General features: G+C 42.5%; 16 protein-coding genes. 12 read left to right on the top strand and 4 right to left on the bottom strand.

The features are described 5' to 3' along the window. Positions 1–22 precede the first annotated feature (22 nt). The gene (locus GSF13_RS01935) at positions 23–4,510 is read right to left on the bottom strand and encodes an EAL domain-containing protein (RefSeq protein WP_211865826.1); all 4,488 of its coding nucleotides are present in this window, start codon (positions 4,508–4,510) and stop codon (positions 23–25) included. Between the two features lie 480 nt (positions 4,511–4,990). On the opposite strand from GSF13_RS01935, the gene GSF13_RS01930 reads away from it, so the two are divergent. Further along, positions 4,991–5,185 carry a (2Fe-2S)-binding protein gene (locus tag GSF13_RS01930; protein WP_010607506.1) on the top strand — a complete coding sequence of 65 codons (195 nt, stop codon included), beginning with the start codon at positions 4,991–4,993 and terminating at the stop codon, positions 5,183–5,185. A gap of 32 nt (positions 5,186–5,217) precedes the next feature. Here the strand turns inward: GSF13_RS01930 and bfr (GSF13_RS01925) are convergent, their stop codons facing one another. Together bfr (GSF13_RS01925) and bfr (GSF13_RS01920) are read right to left on the bottom strand one after the other, a co-directional pair. Then, positions 5,218–5,682 carry a bacterioferritin gene (gene bfr / locus GSF13_RS01925; RefSeq protein WP_102058584.1) on the bottom strand — a complete coding sequence of 155 codons (465 nt, stop codon included), beginning with the start codon at positions 5,680–5,682 and terminating at the stop codon, positions 5,218–5,220. Positions 5,683–5,699: 17 nt separating this feature from the next. After that, positions 5,700–6,167 (bottom strand): bacterioferritin, encoded by a 468-nt coding sequence (gene bfr / locus GSF13_RS01920; RefSeq protein ID WP_010607507.1) that lies wholly within the window; start codon positions 6,165–6,167, stop codon positions 5,700–5,702. 272 nt (positions 6,168–6,439) lie between these two features. Here bfr (GSF13_RS01920) and GSF13_RS01915 point away from each other — a divergent pair, with 272 nt between their 5' ends. The 11 genes from GSF13_RS01915 (at position 6,440) to GSF13_RS01865 (ending at position 18,826) form a co-directional block, all read left to right on the top strand. Then, entirely contained in the window at positions 6,440–6,766 is a 327-nt protein-coding gene (locus GSF13_RS01915; RefSeq protein WP_174170702.1) for a DUF2946 family protein, read from the top strand. 372 nt (positions 6,767–7,138) lie between these two features. After that, positions 7,139–8,248, top strand: a complete 1,110-nt coding sequence (locus GSF13_RS01910) for an efflux RND transporter periplasmic adaptor subunit (RefSeq protein ID WP_211865824.1) — start codon at positions 7,139–7,141, stop codon at positions 8,246–8,248. 13 nt (positions 8,249–8,261) lie between these two features. Further along, complete coding sequence (locus GSF13_RS01905; RefSeq protein ID WP_211865822.1) at positions 8,262–11,390, top strand: CusA/CzcA family heavy metal efflux RND transporter; 3,129 nt, start codon at positions 8,262–8,264, stop codon at positions 11,388–11,390. Between the two features lie 57 nt (positions 11,391–11,447). Beyond that, a complete protein-coding gene (locus GSF13_RS01900; protein ID WP_174170705.1) occupies positions 11,448–12,332 on the top strand; it encodes a cation diffusion facilitator family transporter in 885 nt (294 codons plus the stop codon). Positions 12,333–12,439: 107 nt separating this feature from the next. Continuing rightward, entirely contained in the window at positions 12,440–12,958 is a 519-nt protein-coding gene (locus GSF13_RS01895; RefSeq protein ID WP_010607512.1) for a hypothetical protein, read from the top strand. A gap of 14 nt (positions 12,959–12,972) precedes the next feature. Further along, entirely contained in the window at positions 12,973–13,584 is a 612-nt protein-coding gene (locus tag GSF13_RS01890; RefSeq protein WP_174170706.1) for a superoxide dismutase, read from the top strand. A gap of 381 nt (positions 13,585–13,965) precedes the next feature. Further along, positions 13,966–15,324, top strand: a complete 1,359-nt coding sequence (locus GSF13_RS01885) for an AlkA N-terminal domain-containing protein (RefSeq protein ID WP_174170707.1) — start codon at positions 13,966–13,968, stop codon at positions 15,322–15,324. After that, a complete protein-coding gene (locus tag GSF13_RS01880; RefSeq protein ID WP_174170708.1) occupies positions 15,321–15,782 on the top strand; it encodes a methylated-DNA--[protein]-cysteine S-methyltransferase in 462 nt (153 codons plus the stop codon). Before GSF13_RS01885 ends, GSF13_RS01880 begins: the two co-directional genes overlap by 4 nt. A gap of 104 nt (positions 15,783–15,886) precedes the next feature. Beyond that, positions 15,887–16,612, top strand: coding sequence for a transporter substrate-binding domain-containing protein (locus tag GSF13_RS01875; protein WP_227387831.1), 726 nt, complete (start codon positions 15,887–15,889; stop codon positions 16,610–16,612). Positions 16,613–16,668: 56 nt separating this feature from the next. After that, positions 16,669–17,247 (top strand): thymidine kinase, encoded by a 579-nt coding sequence (locus GSF13_RS01870; protein ID WP_010607517.1) that lies wholly within the window; start codon positions 16,669–16,671, stop codon positions 17,245–17,247. A gap of 181 nt (positions 17,248–17,428) precedes the next feature. Then, entirely contained in the window at positions 17,429–18,826 is a 1,398-nt protein-coding gene (locus GSF13_RS01865; RefSeq protein WP_010607518.1) for an ATP-binding protein, read from the top strand. A 115-nt stretch (positions 18,827–18,941) separates the two neighbouring features. On the opposite strand, the gene GSF13_RS01860 is transcribed toward GSF13_RS01865, so the two are convergent. Next, on the bottom strand, positions 18,942–21,806 hold the full coding sequence (locus GSF13_RS01860; protein ID WP_211865818.1) for a pitrilysin family protein: 2,865 nt from the start codon (positions 21,804–21,806) through the stop codon (positions 18,942–18,944). Between the last annotated feature and the right edge of the window lie 337 nt (positions 21,807–22,143).

Below are 22,143 nucleotides of genomic sequence, written 5' to 3'. Positions count from 1 at the left end.
GGCTAGCCCACCCAACCCGCGATCAAGCTCGTGAGCGTTCATGCTGTTCGTAAAATGCGAGCAAATCGTCAATCGCCATAGGCTTTGCGAAGTGGTAGCCTTGCATATATTCACAGCCTACGTCTCTTAGATAATTAAGCTGAGATTCTGTCTCGACACCTTCTGCAATACACTTCATGTTTAAGCTTTGCGCCAATAAATAAATGGTTCTAATGATAGATTTATTCGCGGGTTTTGCGCTCATATTGCGTACAAACCCTTGGTCAATCTTTATAATATCAAGAGGGAACTCATTCAGATACGTGAGTGAAGAAAAGCCAGTGCCGAAGTCGTCGAGTAGCAATATAAAATCAGCCCGCTTCATTTCGTTGATAGTTGCTCGTGCCTTAACCATATCAGACATAAAAATTGACTCGGTGATTTCAAGTCTTAAGCAACGATTAGTAAGACCATGCGCTTTTAAAATCTCAGTGAACTGGTGTGCGATATCTGAGCGTAAAATATGTACCGCGCTTAAATTAAGAGATAAATAAAAGTCTGGTTCTTGTGTAAACAATGGACGCAATTCTATTAAGGCTCTGATAAGCGCTTGCTCAGTCAAGGTTTCGATCAAGCCGCTTTCTTCAGCGATTGGAATAAAATCGCATGGAGGAATTAGCATGTCATTATTGCGCCAACGCATGAGTAACTCAACGCCTGCAAGCTGACCCGTTGTGGTATTGATGATAGGCTGATAGTGATTGAAAAACTCACCGTCTTTAACTGCCGTTTTCATTGCGGTTTCTAACCGAAGCTTTTTACTGATCTCTTCATTCATTGTCTCAGTAAAGAACTTGAATGCATTTCTTCCCGATTGCTTTGCATGGATCATGGCGATATCCGCGTTACGGATTAAGGATTCTGAGTCCGGTGCATCAAACGGGTAAACTGCAACGCCAATACTGGCAGATACACTCATGGTGATCCCATCAATTTCGATACGTTCGGGTATGTGCTTCACTAAGCGGGAGACTACCTCGCTCACATATTCGATGCTAGGGAAGGACTTAATTAGCACAAGAAACTCATCGCCACTCTGCCTTGCTAAGATACAATTATTGTTAATTTGCTCTTTGATCCGCTTAGTTATCGCGACCAGTAGTTTATCGCCAATATGATGTCCATAGGCATCATTAATTGGTTTAAATTTATCTAAGTCAATAAAGAGTAGGGCACAGCTTTGCTGTGTGTTGTTTGCGTTAAACAGCGCAAATTCAATGTGCTGTAGCATTAAGCTGCGATTCGGCAGCTCCGTCAAAGCGTCGAAATTGGCGAGATATCTAAGTTCATTCTCGGCTTTTTTCTGCTCAGTCAAATCGGTAACAACGACCACGAAGTATTGGAGATTCACATTGTCCTTGGAAACCGCGCTAATGCTTAGTTGAACTGGATGCACTTTATCCCAGCCGTCTGTAACTTGAACTTCCTGTCTTAGATATTGATTTGGTCCAAGAGATTTTAAATTTGCAATTAAACCGTGGAACTTCTTTTGCCCGATGGCATTAACAAAACGCTCAGTCGTTAAGTCGTTTAACGCTTCGTTTTCCTGTAGTTGAAATGCTCTACAGAAGCTACTATTGACCGAAATGGGCTGTAAGTTAGGGTCTAAGATCACAATCCAATCGTTCACTTGGCTGAAGGCCTCACCCAGCATATTTGCGCGCATCTGGTTCGCTTTTTGCGTGGTTACATTGGTATAAATACCGTGTAGTTCAGTGGCTTTGCCTTGTGCGTCAAACTCTGCGACTTGGCCAAAGTCGTGAAACCAGTGCCAATTATTGTCAGTGCAGCGCAGTCGATAAGATAGAGAAAGCTGCTCTTTGGTCGGGTTAGAAATAAATTTCTTCCAAGCACGCTCGACAACTTCTCTATCATCCGGATGAATGGCGTTATAGTGTTCTTGCAACGTCATAGTATCACTCTCAAAGCCAAGCGCTTCGGCGCGCTGCTGTGTGATTTGGCGTGCAACGACATCTGCTGACCAAACGCCGCTTTTGGTTGATTTCAACGCCAGCTTCGTTTGCCTTCCTGCATGCGTAACGGCTTTAAGTGCAGTTTCAAGCTGACGTTGTTTCTGTTTGTGCTTAATAACGACGAGCGATATTAGCGCGAATGCACTTAGACTGTATAAGATTAATGCAACAGGCGAGCGCCATGGAGAGTGAGCAACATGAAAGCGCAAGTTGAGTGCGTTGCTCAGGTCATCACCGTCAAGCGAACGCGGTGCAACGATTAACTGATAATCACCAGGGAGTAATTGATTTAGAAATACTTTGTTTCGTTTTAAGCTTGAAAACATAAGTGCACTTGGACCATGCAAAGAAGCTTGGTATTGAATATGATGATTGGCATTGAAGTCAAAATCAGAAAACTGTAGCTCAATGCCCATGTCATCAAACTTAAAATCAAATGCTTGCAAAATTGCATCAGGTGCTAAGTAGGTTTGATCCCTGCTTAAAATATCCATTTGAGTGACCAGTAGTGGGCGGCGCTTAACCGCGCCATCTGAAAACTGTTCCGGATCGAAAGTGATAGAGCCGTTGACTGTACCGAACATCAGCTTGCCAGATTCAAGTGCTGCTGCTGCCCCTCCGTTAAACTCAAGCGTCGGCAGGCCTTGATTCGTTCCAAAGGTTTCCAATACTTTATTTATTGGATCAAATTTAAACATGCCGCGTTGACTGCTGGCCCAAATCATTCCATCTCTATCTAACTGGAGATTGTAGATAGCATTACTCATCAAACCTTGTTCAGTGGTTAGCTTGTATTCTTCGGCGTAAGTATCTTTATTGATCCCGACTAGACCTTCGGTTGAGGTTGCCAACCATAGTGTTCCAGCTCTATCTACTACCCAACTATTAACGGCGGAGACCAAGTGCTTATCCGATTTGTTGTAAATTGTTGTTAGGGTATCTGTTGACTCATTATATTTGACCAAACTGATGTCCGTACTTATCCAATATTCATCGTTAGTCGTATCCAAAGGCGGTAGGATCAAAAAGCTCTGTGCCGCTGCCAGCTGCTTTGACAGTCCTTCTAATGCCCGCACTGTACTAGTGGCAGCATCATATTCATAAAACCCGTTGCTATTGATAAATGGAAACTTACTTTCTGAGTACTTAGCGATACCCCAGCTATATGGTTCAAGTTTGTCACCATTTTCAAGCGTAATTGGGTTTAGCTGTTTGGTGTCGGTGTTAAATAGTGCGGTCTCTTGAGTTGTTTGTATAAGAAATGTATTTTTGTCGAAATATGAAGAATTAAAAATAGAGAATACAGCATCTGCTCCGTACAGCGCTTTTGGGTCTCTATTTTGCAGGTAACTGGATTTCAATTGCTGGGTGCTCAAATCAAACTCATTAATGCCGTTATCCGTACCAAGGAGTACCGTGTTATTGTTGGTAGGGTGAATCGACCAGATATTGTTATTGGCAAATCTGTCTTGGGTGTTTATAAATGTTGTAAAGCGCAGCGAGCTTGAAGGCCATAAATATGCACCATCATTATACGTGCCCATCCATAGGTTATTGTTTCTATCTGCGTAAAGGTTAGTGATACTGGGATTGGTGAGACGATATTGCCCCTCGGTTAAGGAAAGCACCTTTGAACTGGTTTTTTTTCTTCTATCAATAAGCAACAATCCATGTTCGGTAGCAATAAACTCGCCATAGGGAGTGATTTGATGTCCCCAAATATTTTTCTCAGGCACAAGCTCATAGCTTTTTGAAGCAACAAGTGTTTGATTACTGACTGGAATTACAAATAAGCCTTCTACAGTACCAACGAGTAACCCCAACGATGGGTCGCGTTTGAGTAATTTAACATCATGACTGAGTTCTGACTTTGAATCTGTGTAATTTATTTGCTCTACATTGCCGGTCGCAAGAGAATAGGTGAATAGACCTTCCGTTGTACCAATAATCACAAAATTACCGATAACGTTTATGGCGCGAATGTAGCTACTTGGTGCGAAGTGAGTGAGTAATTCTGACTTTAACGTATCGCGATCTAATGTGTAGAGGTCACTTTCAATGGAGAAGATGATATTTTCTCGATGAGCAATGGCTGTAGCGATGGGTTTTGGAGCTGCGTTGTTGTCTTGACGTTTACCGTCGTAGATTTGTTGAACTGTGTAGTCATCAACATTCAGTAAATACGCACCGCTGATACCAGTAGAGATCAGTAACTCGTCATTCGAGATATTGAATAACCCAACTATTTCTTGCTCATCAAGACCCTGAGAGGCTGCAATACTAACGATTTGATTGCCGTCATAGCGGTTTAAGCCTTGAAGAGTACCGATCCAAATAAAGCCATGTTTATCTTGTGTGATGGCGGTGATTGCTGATTGACTTAACCCCTCCTCAACAGAGAAACGAGAAGTATATTGACCGAAGTTATGGGCGTGGCTAGGCGCGACTATGCAACACAAAGATAATAATATAAAAAAACACAATAGCGCTTGCTTCATTAAAAGACCTTTCTCTATCCAATCTCATTTAGTCCTTTAACAACATGTTACCAATCAAACTAAGCTGATCCGCGCTAATAAAACTGTTAGCGGTGACGCGAAGTCTAGCGGAAATGCTAGATTGAAATCAACTTAAACCTTGGTTTTTATGCAATATATTTAACAATTTATACATGTTTAAGGTTTGTCATTTGTAGCAAACAAAACAATCTTCTTGGGTGAAAGTGCACCCAAACTCTCATGTTTAAAGTGACACTCATCTGGTTAAGTTAAGCGTAGCAGTTTTACTGGATTTTTCTTAATTTTATAGAAATAAACGTCGGCTTGAGTACGACGTTTTACGAAGTGTGAATAACGAAGTCTTTGCTGCAGCTTACAAAGAAAAATAATTCGCATTTATAGCTAAGGTATGTGTTGATAATTGTTATCGTTTAGATTAGACTTGTTGTCAGTTAATGAGTTTGAGATTGGTTTTCATTTATGTACGTGTGCATTTGCCATGGTGTTACAGATAAAAAGATTGCAGAGACGATAGACGATGGTGCTCGTTCAATGCGTGATCTTAGCCAGACATTATCTGTTGGTAAGCAGTGTGGAAAGTGCTGTAACTGTGCGAAGAAAATTCTAAATGAAAAGCTGATTGCGATTGTTGATGTCACTGATCAGGTTGCGTAACAGTACATTATCACGCAACCTCGATTAAATACTTATAGTTGAGACTGTAAGTAGTTTTCTATTCCCATCACCTTAATTAGATGTTGCTGAGTTTCAAGCCAGTCAATTTGCTCTTCTTGCTCGTTTTGGATTTTATCTAACGCTTCACGGCTGATGTAATCTTGCTTTTCTTCACACAATTTAATTGCTGCTTGGAGGTCGACCAAAGACGCTTGCTCAAATGCCATATTGCAATCAATCATCTCAGCGCTGTTTTCACCAATTTTTAAACGACCTAAATCTTGTAAGTTAGGAAGGCCTTCCAAGAACAAAATTCGCTCGATAAGGCGGTCAGCGTTTTTCATTTTTTGTATTGAGACTTTATAATCCGCTTTGTCTAACTGGCTAAAACCGAAGTCTTTAAACATACGTGCGTGCAAAAAGTATTGGTTGATACCTACCAACTCATTGGCCAAAACTTTATTAAGCGCTCCGATTACTTCTCTATCACCTTTCATTTGTCGAGTCCTTAATATTAAAGCTGAGATTGGATATAATTCGGAGCACCGATAAGATCAATCAGGCGAATTTGCTGCTCTAGCCAGTAAACATGATCTTCTTCTGTATCAAACAACAGCTTTTCAAGCGTTTCTCGAGATTGGTAATCTTGCTCTTCTTCACAGATTTTGATTGCTTCTTTAACGCATTCGACAACTTCAAGCTCTAGTTTTAGGTCGTTTTCCATCATGGACTTAACATCTTGGCCGATGAGTAGATCACGACGTTTTGTCATGTTAGGTACCCCTTCCAAGAAAAGAATGCGTTTGATCAACCAATCTGCATGCGTGGTTTCTTCTTCACGTTCGTGCTCAAGGCGTTGGTATAGTTTGCTCAACCCCCAATCTTCGTACATACGTGAATGGATGAAATATTGATCGATAGCTGCAAGCTCATTGGCTAATAGCTTATTGAATGCGTCGATGACTTTTTGTTTACCTTGCATGCTGTTACCTCAAACTGTGAATATGCGGCTAGTCTAACGGATTTATGTGATGTGTCAATGAAAAATCTTTATAAAACATGGTGTTATATATTGATTATAATTCGCATTTAAGTTGATGTTTTGGCCTAACAATGCAAATTATTGTTATTTCATTTTGAGTAGGATCAGTAATGACAGCAAAAAATAAGACTTAAAGCTTAGCGCTACTATTGACAGAACAAGTGCAGGTGGTAAATTGACAACGATCTTTTGTTTTAAAGAGAAATGTAGATTTGAATAAGCTAGTTTTGATTTTTGTGATGCTCTTACTTTCGGTGCAAGCTGTGAGTGTGTTCGCGTCTGAATCTAGCTTCCATCAAATCGAAGTGTCTCACCTCCAACATACTCACGACCATGCTGAAGATGCGCAAGCAGACTCCAGCGACCATCACACAAAAGATTGCCACCACTGTGGCCATTGCAGTGGGACGCATTTGAATTTAGTGATTTTAAAATCTTTTATCCCCTTTGAAATGCGACCAAATAGCGAAATTTATCCTCAATCAGATACTAAAGTGCGTGCTTTTGTAGAGCAAGCACATCGTCCACCGATCGCTTAAGTCGCGGTTATCATTGAAGGCGTGAACTCAATTTAACTTGTTTAGGTTAATGCGTAAATTGATAAACCCAACTTAGCGCAAATTCGTGTTAGTGAGCAAACAACTAGACCTGTTTTCTATGCTTATGTGTTTTGCTTTCAGTGATATTGCCCACTCCGTTTATACCAATTGTATTAAGTAAATGAGCTACTTTAACCCTGATTGGTATTACTCCTTCTTAGCTGATGACGTTGATTACAGATAAATCTCGTCTGCTTGAGAAGCGCATTCTTGTTTACGAATTGGCACTGTAAAAGCAATGCTTGGTGCAATTCGCTACACAAGCTAACGGTTTTGAACGTCAACTTACGTTCTTGAGTAAAAGAGTATCGAATGACAAACTTTAAAATTTTCTCCATCTATTTCGCGGTGAACGCGCTTTTTAGCTCGCTAGCATATGCTGGCGATGGTCATGAAGAACATGAAGAGGAAGAAAATGCCATCGTACTAACGCAGCAACAAATGCGTTTTGCCGGAATTCAGACCAAAGAAGTCAAGTTGGAAAGCCATGAGCGCTTTTATTTTGCACCTGGAGAAGTAAAAGCCAATGGTTATACCAGCTATTTAGTATCGCCAAGAGCCGATTCAATCGTGTTAAAGCGACACACTACACTTGGCTCTATGGTTAATGTTAACGACCCACTTATCACCTTATTCTCAGAGGCAATGGCGCAGGCCCAAGCGCAATATTTGGTCGCTTCAACAGAATGGGATAGAGTTAAACGCTTAAGCAAAGAAACCATCAGTGAGCGTGAACGCGTTCAAGCAAGTGCCGATTTTAGTTCGGCTTATTCAAAGTTGTTGGCACTTGGAGTAACAGAAAAGGAGATCAAAGAAATAGCCACTAAGCCCGCCAGTGAACTTGGCCAATATACGCTCGTTGCTGAGCGCGAGGGGGTGGTGACTCAAGATGCCTTTACTCAGGGCCAGCATGTTGCTTCTGGCACAACTTTAATGGCAATCACTGATGAAAGCGAGCTATGGGTGGAAGCCCGTTTACAACCGAACTCTCAACTTTCGTTAGCGGTTAACTCTAAAGCATTGATTGGCATAGAAGATCAGCAATATGCGGCTCGAGTTATCCAAGCAGCGCATACAATCGACCCCATTACTCGAACCAGACAGATCCGCCTATTGGTTGAAAATAGTGACGACAAGCTACACGCAGGGATGTTTGTTAACGTCAACTTTATCATACCGTCAAAAGAGCCAACCATTGCGTTACCTGCAGACGCGTTAAGTCGTGGTCCTGACGGTGATTGGGTGGTGTACATCGAAGAAGCGCCCGGCGAGTTCCATCCCAAAGAAGTGACTTTAGGTGAAGATTTTGGCACTCAGGTTGAAGTTATCGGTTTGGCTGTGGGTGAGCGCGTGGCCGTAACCGGGGCGTTCTTTATTGCGTCAGAGCAAGCCAAATCAGGCTTCGATCCGCATAACCATTAAGGGGAGCCTCATCATGTTTAATCGAATTATCGATTGGTCTGTAAACAATCGCCTTCTAATTATTCTTTTTTTACTCGTTATCACGGCAACTGCTAGCGTGACTATTCCAAAACTCAACTTAGATGCGTTTCCCGATGTAACGAATGTGCAGGTTGCGGTGAATACTGAAGCGCCGGGACTGGCAGCGGAAGAGGTTGAGCAGTTAATCACTTATCCAATTGAGGCTGTGATGTATGCCTTGCCTGATGTGCAGCAAGTGCGTTCAATTTCTAAAACAGGTCTATCTGGCGTTACGGTGGTATTTAAGGAAGGCACCGATATCTATTTTGCCAGACAGTTGGTATTTGAGCGCCTCCAAGCTGCAAAGGAGTTGATCCCAAGTGGTGTGGGTACGCCGGAAATGGGGCCAAATACCTCAGGGCTTGGTCAAGTATTTCAATATATGCTGATGAGCGAGCCGAACTCTGAATATGATGCAATGGCCTTGCGTAGTCTCAATGACTGGGTGGTCAAGCTGTTAATTATGCCAATTGACGGAGTAACTGATGTATTGGCCTTTGGCGGCGATGTGCGCCAGTATCAAGTCAATATCGACCCAAATAAGCTATTGGCTTATGCGCTCACTCAGCAAGATGTGGTGAGTGCCATCGAGCGTAATAACCAAAATGTCGGCGGCTGGTATTTAGAGCGCGGTCAAGAGCAATTGGTGATCCGCGGAACTGGCTGGTTTCAAAGTGGGGAGAAGGGGATCCAGGAGATTGCCAACGTGCCCGTCAAAACCATTGATGGCACGGTCGTGACTGTGGCTCAGGTTGCTACTGTATCGATTGGTGGAGAAATCCGTCAAGGCGCTATCACGATGTCTAGAAAAAGCGCCTCTGGTGGAGTGGAACAGCTCGGTGAAGTCGTAACAGGCATAGTGCTAAAGCGAATGGGAGCAAACACCAAAGCAACCATTGATAGCATTAACAACCGCGTGGAACTTATTAATAAAGCGCTACCCGAAGGGGTAAGGTTTGAGCCGTTTTACGATCAGTCTGATTTGATCAGCAAAGCAGTACAAACTGTCGTTGAAGCCTTGGCACTGGCATTTATTTTTATCGTTGTGGTGCTCGCGCTGTTTTTAATGAACCTGAGAGCAACTTTTCTGGTGCTCATTTCAATTCCTATTTCAATTGCCATTGCACTTGTGGTTATGGCGTGGCTTGGCGTCTCGGCCAACTTAATGTCGCTAGGCGGTATCGCAGTCGCGATAGGGATGTTAGTTGACGGCTCAGTGGTGATGGTAGAAAACATCTTTAAGCACCTAACAAAGCAAAAGGAAAGTGATGACTTTTCTGTAGGACTCATTGTTGAGCTCGCAGGAAAGGAAGTGGCAAGGCCAATCTTTTTTGCTGCCAGTATTATCTTAGTGGTATTCACCCCGTTATTTAGTTTTGAAGGAGTTGAAGCTAAGTTATTTCAACCCATGGCAATCAGTATTATTTTGGCTGTTGTTGCGGCGATATTTGTTGCCCTTATCATTGTCCCAGCGCTTGCGACCTACTTATTTAAACATGGCGTTAAAGCGCGAGAGAGTATAATTCTCGTCGCGCTAGAAAAAGGTTACCGCTGGACGTTAAATCGAGTGTTGCATAGGCAAAAGTTGTTGATGGCAATCGTCATATTATTGATGGCGGCGGCCGGTTTTACGTTCACTAAAATTGGTACCGAGTTTGTCCCAGAGCTTGAAGAAGGCACCATCAACCTAAGGGTAACGCTAGCGCCTTCCGCCAGTCTTGAAACCGCGCTTAATGTTGCGCCTGAGCTGGAAAAAATGCTGCTCACTTTTCCTGAAGTAAACTACGCACTAAGCAGAATTGGTCGAGCGGAGATAGGTGGCGATCCTGAACCGGTAAATAACATTGAAATCTATATTGGCCTTGCGCCAGTAGCACAGTGGCAAAGCGCAAATAATCGCTACGAATTACAAGCTTCGATGGAACAAAAACTATCGGCTTATCCCGGCTTACTGTTTAATTTTTCACAGCCTATTGCGACGCGTGTCGATGAATTACTCTCAGGTGTTAAAGCGCAGTTGGCGATTAAGTTGTTTGGCCCAGACTTAGCTGTGCTTGCAAAAAAAGGCAAGGAAATTGAGGCTGCCGTGGCGCAAGTTGAAGGAACAGAGGGCGTACAACTTGAGCAAATAGCTGGTGAGTCACAGCTGATCATCACCCCAAAACGTCAAGCCTTATCGCGCTACGGTTTAGCTGTCGGGGACGTTATGGCTTTAGTGCAAGATGGCATTGGCGGCAGTAAAGCGGGGCAGGTTATCAACGGTAATGAGCGCTATGATATTTACGTCCGCTTGGCACCTAAGTACCGTCAAAGCAAACAGACCATTGAAGAAATACGTTTACAATCAAGTTCAGGTGCGTGGATCCGGTTGGCTGATGTTGCGAATGTTGAATATCAATCTGGTCCACCGCAAGTAAGGCGAGATGACGTTCAACGTCGAGTGGTGATCCAAGCTAATGTGCAAGGTCGTGATATGGGCAGTGTAGTAAGTGATATTCGCGCGGCTATTGATAGTAAAGTTGACTTACCAACAGGTTATGGTGTTGAAATCGGTGGTCAATTTGAAAACCAGCAACGAGCACAAAAACGCTTGGCAATCGTGGTGCCGTTATCTTTGGCGCTAATAGCACTCTTGCTTTACTTTGCATTTGGTTCAATGGCTCAGGCTGCGCTTATTTTAGTGAATGTGCCGCTTGCGGTCATTGGTGGGGTATTTTCTTTATATATCTCAGGACAATATCTCTCGGTCCCAAGCTCGGTTGGGTTTATCACCTTATTCGGTGTCGCGGTACTCAATGGTGTGGTCATGGTTGAGAGCATAAACCAGCGATTGGCTGCGGGAGAATTGCTTCATTCGGGTGTCTTTGAGGGAGCAGTTTCAAGGCTTAGACCCGTGCTTATGACTGCGATAACCTCAGCGCTGGGACTTATTCCCATGCTGCTATCGACAGGAGTGGGCGCTGAAATTCAAAGGCCGCTTGCCAGTGTAATTGTTGGTGGATTATTAACGTCAACCTTGCTGACTTTGTTTGTATTGCCAGCACTTTATCCACTATTCTCAAAGCAAATTAAAAATTCGTAATGCCCGTGGGGGCCATTGAAAGTGGCCCCTTCTTCGGATCAATAAATAGGATTTAGTATGTCTCACGCACATCATCACCATCATGGAAATAAGCTCGGTTGGGCCGTATTTGTTAATATTCTACTGAGTGTCGCGCAGGTCGTTGGTGGCATTCTTTCTGGTAGTCTCTCTTTGGTTGCTGATGCGCTACATAATTTAAGTGACGCCGGTGCGCTTATTATCGCGTTAGTCGCGCAAAAAGTTGCAAGAAAGCCGGCCTCACTTGAACTCACTTATGGCTATCAACGTGCTGAAATAATTGGGGCGTTAATTAATAGTGCGACACTCATCGTTGTTGGGGTTTATCTGTTATTCGAGGCGATTTCTCGATTTTTAAATCCAGAGCCAATTGATGGCTGGATAGTGGTGTGGCTCGCGGCCTTGGCGTTAGTTATCGATGTTATCACAGCACTTATTACTTATTCTGCAGGTGCAAAAACCAGCCTAAATATTCGTGCGGCATTTATTCATAATGTTTCTGATGCTGCGGCTTCCGTTGCGGTGATCGTGGCTGGAACATTAATCATCTTATATCAATGGTATGTGGTGGATCTTATCGCCACTGTATTGATCTCCGCGTACGTGATTTACCATGGTGTTGAACTGAGTAAAAGTAGTATTAGAATTCTCATGCAGGCGACGCCAGATAATTTGAATATTCAAGAGGTTAAGGAATACCTTGAGACTCAAGAGAATGTTAAGACAGTAAGCCATATTCATGTTTGGCAGCTCAATGAGCATGATTATATTTTAGAGGCGCAAGTTGTCATTACGTCCTTGAGCGACCAAAGCACGCTAGTGCGGTTGAAAGAGGGGTTACAGTCGCGGTTTGGATTGTCGCATACCACACTTGAATTAACCGAGGACTCTTTGGTAACACATCAGTGTGTAGAAATTAAATAAATACAAATGAAAATAGTTTGCATTAATGTTTGTGTGATCATATAGTGCTCCAATAGCTCATACTGGTTTGCTTGCACAAGTAAGCTAGTTCGGTATAAGGGTAAAATATGAAAAATCGCATGGACCTTAGTGCAAATCGCTTAGCAAGCGGAGCTTGCGCGTTATCTTCAGTGTTGTCACCTTGGCAAGCTAAAATACTCTCTGGTAATCAAGCATATCAAGCGCAAATATTTCTGCGTGCCCGTGATGAATATCAGGTTGCATTGACACTCGCGACAGGTATTTTAGATGAGTTTTTATTATGCCAAAAGGACAGCGTCGTGATGAGTGCCATAGAGCACAGTTTACCAGCCGTCGTAGTATCCGCACATAATCTAGCTGATACCTTTATTGCGCTTGACCAACCAAATAGAGCGTGCCAGCAACTTATCTCAATCCATCTGAAGATACATGCAACCTACCTTGAATATAACAATGAACTTGCGCCTACCGTCTTACATCATTTGCATAAAACTCGACAAGAGCTGATCCATTTTGCAACACGCTATCCTCATTTACCTGAGCTTATTCATCAAATTAACGAAGCGATGCTGGTAACGCACCAGCATTCTCGCGTTTTACATTAACATTTGGAGGTCGAATGGCTTATACCTTACCTGAATTACCGTACGTATATGATGCACTGGAACCACATATCGACGCGAAAACGATGGAGATCCATCATACTTTGCATCATCAGACATATATAAATAAAGCAAACGCAGCATTAGAGGGGACGGAGTTCGAGGGTAAAGACACCGAAACGTTGCTGAGAAACATTAAAACGTTACCTGAAACCTTACAAAAAGCAGTGCAAGAACATGTCGGCGGGCACAATAACCATAGTTTGTTCTGGCAAATTATGACTCCGAATTCTGCGCCTTTGTGTGATGGGCCGTTAAAACAAGCGATAGAAAGTGAATTCGGCGGTTTTGATAGCTTTAAAACTGAATTTACAAACGCTGCTGTCAGCCGATTTGGCAGTGGCTGGGCATGGTTAGTTGTAGATGAAAATGGCAAGTTAGCGGTGACGAGTAGTCTTAACCAAGATAGTCCCTACATGGAGCAGCACACCCCAATATTGGGCTTAGATGTGTGGGAACATGCCTATTACCTCAAATATCAGAATCGTCGACCAGAATACATCGCGGCTTTTTACAACGTCATTAATTGGTCTGAAGTCGAGCGCAGATATAATCAAGCAATAGGTTAGTACTTTTTCCTCAGTTATTTAACCTGAGGTTTGGGTAAGTAATGAGCTAACATATAGTTTTAAAATTTATCTTGAATGACTTTCTGTCTAGCCAGAGAGTTTTAGGGATAACACCGCTTCCGCGTCCTGCTCTCGCTAAGGTACCTACTTCCTGTAGGCAAGGCGAATTTACGCATTAATAGCGGGCTATTGGAAGTGAATTCAACGCAGTTAGCGCTAAAACTGGCTGCTAGAAAGGCATTAGTTATCCGAAGCTCAGGTTAGAAAGCCCCTAGCGGGCTTTTTTCATGAATACTCCAAATATGGTTGAGTACCAAAAATGGCTAGTTTGCTATAGTGATAGCTATTAGACTGAGTGAAAACGAAGTACGAGCGAAAGTCATGTATACACCAGAAGTTTGTTCTCAAGCTAGAAATAGTCGCGATGCTAGATTTGATGGGTTGTTTTTTGTTGCGGTAAAGAGCACCGGCATTTATTGTCGGCCAATATGTCCAGCACCTGCTGCAAAAGAAAAAAATGTTGAGTATTTTCAATTTGCCCACAATGCAGCGCAAGCTGGCTTTAGACCTTGTATTCGCTGCCGCCCTGACAGCGCACCGGGTAGTTATGCATGGCTTGGCACGGAAACAACCGCAGTCAGAGCCAAAAAGTTAATCGACGAGGGGGCCTTGATACGTCATTCGACAGAAGACTTAGCCGATAGGTTAGGCATTTCGGTCCGTTATTTAAATAAAGTATTCAATCAATATTTTGGCACCAGCCCCAAACAATATGCACTTTATAAGCAATGTGACTTAGCTAAGCAGCTATTACAGCAAAGTGACCTTCCTGTCACGCAAGTCGCGTTTGCCGCCGGGTTTAATTCATTGCGACGCTTTAATGATGCATTCCAAAAACTGTATCAGTTATCACCAAGTCAACTCAGAAGAGACGCAGGTAGTGGCTCAGCCATTGCGATTTACTTGTCTTATCGACCACCGTACAACTGGGATAAAATGCAGCAGTTTTTAGCAATGAGAATTGTGCCAGGTATCGAGTGGTTAACAGAAAACGGTTATGGGCGAACCGTGATGATAGAAGGGGAAACAGGGCGCTTCACCGCGACTATTGAGCCTGAAAAACATCGCTTTAAAGTGGTTATCGCGCTCAGCGATTTATCCTTGTTAGTTCCGATGATTGCGCAGATCAGGCGTGTGTTAGATTTGGATGCGGATACCTGTTTTATTGAGTCTCACCTTCATGAAGCCGCACCTGATTTGCCGCTACAAGAGGGACTCAGATTACCTGGGATCTGGAGTGAGTTTGAAGCGGGAATGAGAGCTATTTTAGGTCAACAAATCAGTGTTCAAGCGGCGAGAAACTTACTTGCTTTATTGGTTGAAACACTTGGTGAGGTAGCTGAAGATGGCATGCGTTACTTCCCTAAGCCTAAGGCCGTATTTGATAGTGATCTCGCCTTTTTCAAAATGCCTGAGCGGAGAAAAGCGGCTATTAAAGCTTTCGCTGAGCAATATGTTGGTTCGGAACATGTTGAACTTGATGACTGGTTAAAGATTAAAGGGATAGGCCCTTGGACTGTCGACTATGCAAAAATGCGCGGATTGAGTCACCCAGACATATACTTGGGTGGTGATTTGGGTGTCAAAAAGGCAATGGAAAAATCCTTAAAAACAATAGATATCGAAAAGTGTGCTCCTTTTCGTTCTTATTTAACTTTTCAACTATGGCAACAATTATGATTGAAACTACATTAGCCTCGCCCACTGGAGAGTGGATAATACAAGCATCCAATAATGGTTTACGATATGTTGGTTTTTTTCCAAAGACGCGTTATGAGCAAGGGGAAAATCGGCATACAGAAATGGCAAAAAAACAGTTAACAGAATACTTTGCTGGCAAACGCCAACGCTTTGATGTGGTACTTGATGTGGATGGTACGCACTTTCAAAAGCAAGTCTGGCAGGTGTTGGCACAAGTACCATTTGGTGAAACGCATAGCTATGGTTGGATAGCTGAGCGCTTAGGTAACAAAAATGCTGTCCGTGCTGTTGGCGCTGCTAACGGCAAAAATCCAATTAGTATCATAGTGCCTTGTCATCGCATTATTGGTGCAAATGGCAAACTAACAGGATATGCTGGCGGACTTGAAGCGAAAGAGTGGTTGTTACAACATGAGGGAGTGAGCTTCAAAAAATAGAGTATACTAGTGGTTAATCGTTGTTATTTCGATTTACTACATGTTTGGAGTGAATGTTGAGACTGCTATTTATTGCTTTTTGCGTTTTTACTTCGTGGGCCTGTATGGCAACAGAGGTTCGCTTTTGTTATGAAGATAAACATGCTCCACCCTTTATCCATGGTGCAGGACAAACTGTGCCATCGGCAAATCCAGGCGTCACGATCCAGATAGTGCAACAGCTTGACGAGCACGTAAAAGAGGTGAACTTCACTTACACTCGAAAGCCATGGAGCCGTTGCTTGCATGAGCTGGAAAATGGCAAAGTTGATGCTGTGGTGGCAAGTCACCGAGCATCCAGAGAAGAGCAAATGGCGTATCCAAAGAATCCCGATGGCACTATTGCACAGCAATATGCAATTAATCGGATCAGCACTTGTTTACTCAAAAGCAAAACTAACAAAGCAACATTAAATCTGAGCAAAGAAATAGAACTCGCAGTACCTCGTGGGTATGCTATTCGAGAAAGTATGCCCAAGCATTTTTCCATATTCGAAACCGACTCGTTGGAGCATGCTATTGCACTGGTTGAAAATGAATTACTAGATGCGACCATTGGCCTTTGCCAAATCGGTAATATGCCAATCACATTATCGCCTCCCTTTAACCACTTGGAAGCGGTTTTTCCACCGATAGAAACGTCGTTTGGTTTTATGGCATTTTCTGAGCAGTTTTATCAGCAGCACCCTGAATTAAGCTGGAAAGTGTGGCGTGCAAGTCAGCTTATTAACCTCGACACCTTATATAGTGAGTATTTGCGTTCACAACCCAGCCAAATGGATAAGCAATAGATCTTTTAATCGTTAGCCAGTAAACTAGCGCGAATTTTTATTTCGAAATATCTATTATGGCCCAGCTTTATTTTTACTATTCGGCAATGAATGCCGGTAAATCTACAACTTTATTGCAGTCGGCATTTAACTACCGAGAGCGAGGCATGCGCCCGTTTATTATCACTGCTGCAATTGATAACCGTGCTGGTGTGGGCAAAGTAGCGTCGCGTATCGGCTTAGAAGCTGAGGCGCAAGTTTTTGAAAGCCAAACAGATGTGAAAGCACTGCTGATGTCTGCCCACACCGAGAGTAAAATTGACTGCGTATTGGTAGATGAGTGCCAGTTTCTAACAAAAGCTCAAGTCGCAGAGCTGACGGATATCGTCGATGAGTTGCGGATCCCGGTATTATGCTATGGTCTGAGAACTGACTTTCGTGGTGAGCTGTTTGAGGGCTCACAATATTTACTGGCGTGGGCAGATAAATTGATTGAGCTAAAAACCATCTGTCACTGTGGTCGTAAAGCAAACCGAGTGCTTCGCACCGATGAGCATGGCAAGGCCATTGCGGATGGCGATCAAGTTGTGATTGGTGGTAACGATAGATATGTTTCTCTTTGTAGAAAACACTATAAGGATGCGCTAAACGCATAAGTATATTTAAACCTGATGTACTGCGAAGAGTGGCTTCTTAACAGTACAGATCCCGTTCTATCGTCACTCAGTATTTTTTCCTACCATAACGCTAAATTTATACTATTTTCTGGTTCGAATAATTTGGTAAACCTGTGGATTTGTACCATCCTTAAGAAATAGGAGTAAGGGTGTCATTTTAATGAGTCAGCAGCAGCCATTATCATTCTTAAACGTTTCAGAGCCTGATGAACAAAACCTAGACGAGTCTGCATCTCCTTGGGTGGTGTTGATTGTCGATGATGAACCTGAAGTTCACGATGTGACTAAACTTGTGTTAACGGCTTATCGGTTTGAATTAAAACCGCTCGAGTTGCTTCATGCCTATAGCAAAAAAGAAGCGATTGATATCTTAAGCAATCGAGATGACGTTGCATTAATTTTACTCGACGTCATCATGGAAAGTGAAGAAGCGGGCTTAGAATGTGCGCAATACATACGTGAAGAACTTGGCTATCATAACGTAAGAATAGTACTGCGCACTGGCCAGCCCGGCAGTGTGCCGGAACATGAAGTCATGCTACGCTATGATATTAATGACTATAAAAATAAAACTGACCTCACAAAATCTCGTCTTTTCACTATGTTAACCAGCTCGCTACGCTCTTACCGAGATTTAAATCGACTTGAGTTGTTGACCGATGAACTAACCAAACTTAACGAAGGATTGGAAGAAAAGGTCAAGCAGCGCACTCATGAACTTGAATCGTCAAATGATGCCTTAAGAGAGGCATATAACCGTATTGCTGAGCAGCAGCAAGCCTTGATCCAATCAGAAAAGCTCGCATCGGTAGGGCAGTTTGCTGCAGGTGTCGCCCATGAAATTAATAATCCGCTTGCGTACTTAAAAAGTAACTTAGAGTTTGTACAAAGTTCGTTGGTTAAGTTGTATCGAGCTTGGCAATTTTTGGCAAATAATTCGCAACTCTCTCCTGAATGTGCAAAATCGCTGAGTGAATTGGAAAAAGAGTATCAACTAAACTGGGCCTTGAGTGAAAGTGATGATGTGATGGCAGAAATGCACTCGGGACTCGACAGAATTCAATTGATTGTTAAAGAGCTGAGTGTGTTTTTTGAAAGCAATCAAACCCAGTTTCAGCAAGTAGAATTCTATTCTCAAATTATGGACTCTGTGATGATTAATTTGGAGTTGGATGGTACAAACTTGAGCCTGATTGAATTTGAAAAAGGAGAACGGTTTGAATTGCACTGTGCCCCTGCACTTCTAGAACACGGTATTTATTGCCTCATAAAGAACGCCTTAGAAAGTACCGGTAGAATGCGCAAGGCCATTAAAATCACCACGAAAGTTGAGAGTAAAACGCTCTCTATCGATATCTTCGATTGTGGTGAAGGGATTGCGGATAAGTTGGTGCATAAAGTATTTGATCCGTTTTATACCACTAAAGCCTCAGAAAAACACGTAGGACTTGGGTTAACGATTGCATCTAATATCATTAAATCTCACGGTGGTGAACTATCTTTAACGTCAGTGATTGGTAAAGGTACCAAAGCAGCCATCACTCTACCCTTAATCTGATTGCTAGTGTACTCTCTACTTTACCTTCGATGCTAAAGTTAGCATGATAAGTGCTATCAGCGCTTCCTCTGCGCTCACACTTATCATGCTTTATTACTTTGTTATTTTACCAAAGTTAATTGAGTCTTATCACTTCGCCAAGTCCTAGCGCCGTTAGGCGATTAGCTTGCGTTTTTGCATCTCCAACCACGATATATATTAGTTTATTCGGATGAATATACTGCTTGGCAAGTCCCTTCATGTCATCAACTCCCAGGCTTTCGATTTGTTCGTTGCGCTGCTGCATAAAGTTGTTTGCCAAATTCAGAGACCCAATTTGCTCAAGTACTTTAACTTTTGCTGTTAAGGTTTCAAAGCGTCTGGCATTACTTTTTAAATAGTAATTTTTTGTCGTTGTTAAATCGGTTAAAGTATACGTGTTCCCGTACTCTTCGACGATTTGTTTTACTAACTCCAGAGACTCCAAAGTGACATTGCTTCGGACGTTAGATTTTATTTCAAACATTGAAGAGACTGGTGTAGCGTCAAATTTTGAGCGTATATGATAGGTATAACCTTTGTCTGCTCTTAGATCCTGAACAAGGCGAGAAGAAAACCCACCACCGCCAAGGATGTAATTCATCGCTGTTGCGTTAAAGTAGTCAGTGTGATTTGCTTTAAGTGACGGATGAGCAATTAGTAGTGTCGATTGCTTTGCCTGCGGAATATCATAAAAATATATTGCTGCAGAATTAAGCGCATTTGGCTCAGGTAAAAGAGGAAGTGTTGCTTTTGATGCGGGCCAGTGGTCAATTAGCTGCTCAAGAGACTTTTGAATATTTGCATGTTTGACAGCACCTGCTACATATAATTTTGCCAATTGTGGGGCTATATTTTTTTGATGGTAGGTTTTTAGGTCATCAATTGTTATCTTCGAGATACTTTCTTCTGTGCCCAGTGTATTATTTGCCAACGGGTGATGTCTTGGATATGTAAGCTTGTATAGCTCTTTTTGGGCGATGGCTTCGGGATCTGCTGATGATTGTTGTAGTTGCCCGGTAACCGTTTGTTTAGCAAGTTCAAATTCAGTTAAATCCCACCTCGGTTGAGTCAGTATTTCACCAATTAATGCCATTGTGGCTTCATAATTACGTGCCAGAGTACTTGCTTTTAGCACTATTTGCTCGCGCTCTGCTGTTACTGTGATAGTTGAGCCTAGCTGTCTAATCTCATTGTTTAACTCTTCAGCTGATTTTGTCGCTGTCCCCCGGGTCAGCATATTTGCAACTAAGTTAGCGGTACCATTTTTATCTGGCGACTCGAGTAACAATGCACCATCAATAGTAAGTTTTATTTCAACCAATGGCACTTCGTCACTGTATAACGAAAAAACCTCTAGTCCATTTTTTAACTGAGCTGTTTTTACATCTGGCGTTGGTATTACCGGAGTTTTTCCAAACTCGGGTTCAATGGAACGATCAAAGCTAGATGGTGTTTTGCTAATCTGGAGTGGCTTGGCTGTATCGAGTTCGCTGATGTCTTCAAGGTTGATCTGCTCTTCTTTAATCACTGCCTTTTGGGCGGTGTCAACAGCGAGTTTTTTACTACCTTTAGGTACAAAACTAGTTGAAACAAAAGGCTTATTCTTTAGGTATGTGTTATAAACACGCCAGATATCGTCTGCGCTGACTGCACGCATCAAGTCAATTTCTTTATTAATGTATCCAGGATCATTTAGCAGCAAATTGTAATCGGCAAGCGCGACGCCTTTATTTACAACACTTGATAGATTCCGATAATACTCAGTTTCTATACCCACTTTTACACGATGAAGATCGTCTTGTGAAAATGCTTCTGTTTCGAAGCGCTTTAGCCCAATTTCAATCGCTTGCTCAACTTGATCTAAATCGACACCGTCATAGGCGGTTATCATCATGAGTAACTCGCCAGCTAATTCAGAGCGGATATCAAGTAGCATTAAACCAGAGCTTAATTTCTGCTTCTCAACGAGCTCATTGGTTACAGGCGCTTGGTTGCCATCAGTTAACAGCTTAATTAGCACATCCATCGCATAGCTATCTCGGTGAAAACGCGGCATAGAAGGCCAAGCTTGTGTTAACTGAGGAACTTGCGCAAAACTATCTTCATGATAGCGTTTTTTGCTGCTCGTCAACACGATGGGTTGCTTCGGTTGGGGTGAAACTTCCGGTCCTCTTGGAATATCGTTAAAATATTTCTCGACCCAAGCTTTTGCCTGGTTACTATCAAAGTCTCCAGAAATAACTAACGTAACATTATTCGGTCCATACCACCGTTTATAGAAGTCTTTGACGTCTTCGACCGTAGCGCTAGCTAGGTCTTCAAGGGAGCCTAATGGCAGCCAGTTGTATGGGTGATCGACTGGATACAAATTTTTTGTAATTACATCAAATACATGACCGTAAGGTTGGTTAGTGACGCGCTGACGCTTTTCGTTCTTTACTACTTCTTTTTCTTGTTGAAGAACGGGGATTGTTACGGTGTTGATGAAATAGCCCAGTTTATCGGCCTCAGCCCAAATCATCTTTTCCAGTGCATCATTGGGTACCGTTTGCATGTAATTCGTGATATCTCGGTTAGTTGAGCCGTTTGCACCAGAGCCTCCCACTCGAGCACTTAGCTTGTCTAGCCCACCTTTACCTAAATTTTCAGACTCTAAAAATAATAAATGCTCGAATAAGTGAGCAAATCCAGTTTTGCCTACCTTTTCACGTGCAGAGCCAACATGTGCAGCAAGGGTGACGGCAACGACGGGATCGGATTTATCAATATGAAAAACAACATCTAAGCCGTTATCTAAAGTGAACTTCTCAAAATCCACGTGAAAAGACGAGTTGGCATGATCAGGGACATCGGTTGCTGGCTGAACTGTAATATCTTGTTTTTGGAGATTAGAAGTAGAACATCCTGAAAGAGTGAACAAACTTGCCGTGATAGCAAGAGCAAGTGGCTTAACGTTCATTAACTTACCTTATAATTATAATTTCCTGTTAATTTAAACAGTTGCGAAACTATTGTCCATAAATAAGGGAATATTCCCTCGTAACGGTTTCAGATTTCTTATTGTGTCCGTTGCGGACACTTTTTCCGTCCGCGGACACATTTCATCCTCTTCTAAAATGAAATAAATAAATATAATCAACGACTTAAGTTTTGGCACAAAGTTAGCCTCTTTTACTGCATACAAACTAATAAAGAAGATACGTTATGTGGTTAAGTACTGCTTTTTTAATTTCACCCTTGATGATGTTGGCTGTAGCAACGGTCGTGGCGGTATTTGACTCGTTAATTCGAGGAGA

Origin of the sequence: Pseudoalteromonas sp. M8, assembly GCF_018141365.1 — a bacterium.
In the GTDB taxonomy this organism is placed as follows: domain Bacteria; phylum Pseudomonadota; class Gammaproteobacteria; order Enterobacterales; family Alteromonadaceae; genus Pseudoalteromonas.
Note: the sequence above shows the minus strand (reverse complement) of the source record. Positions and strands in the feature narration are given on the sequence as shown.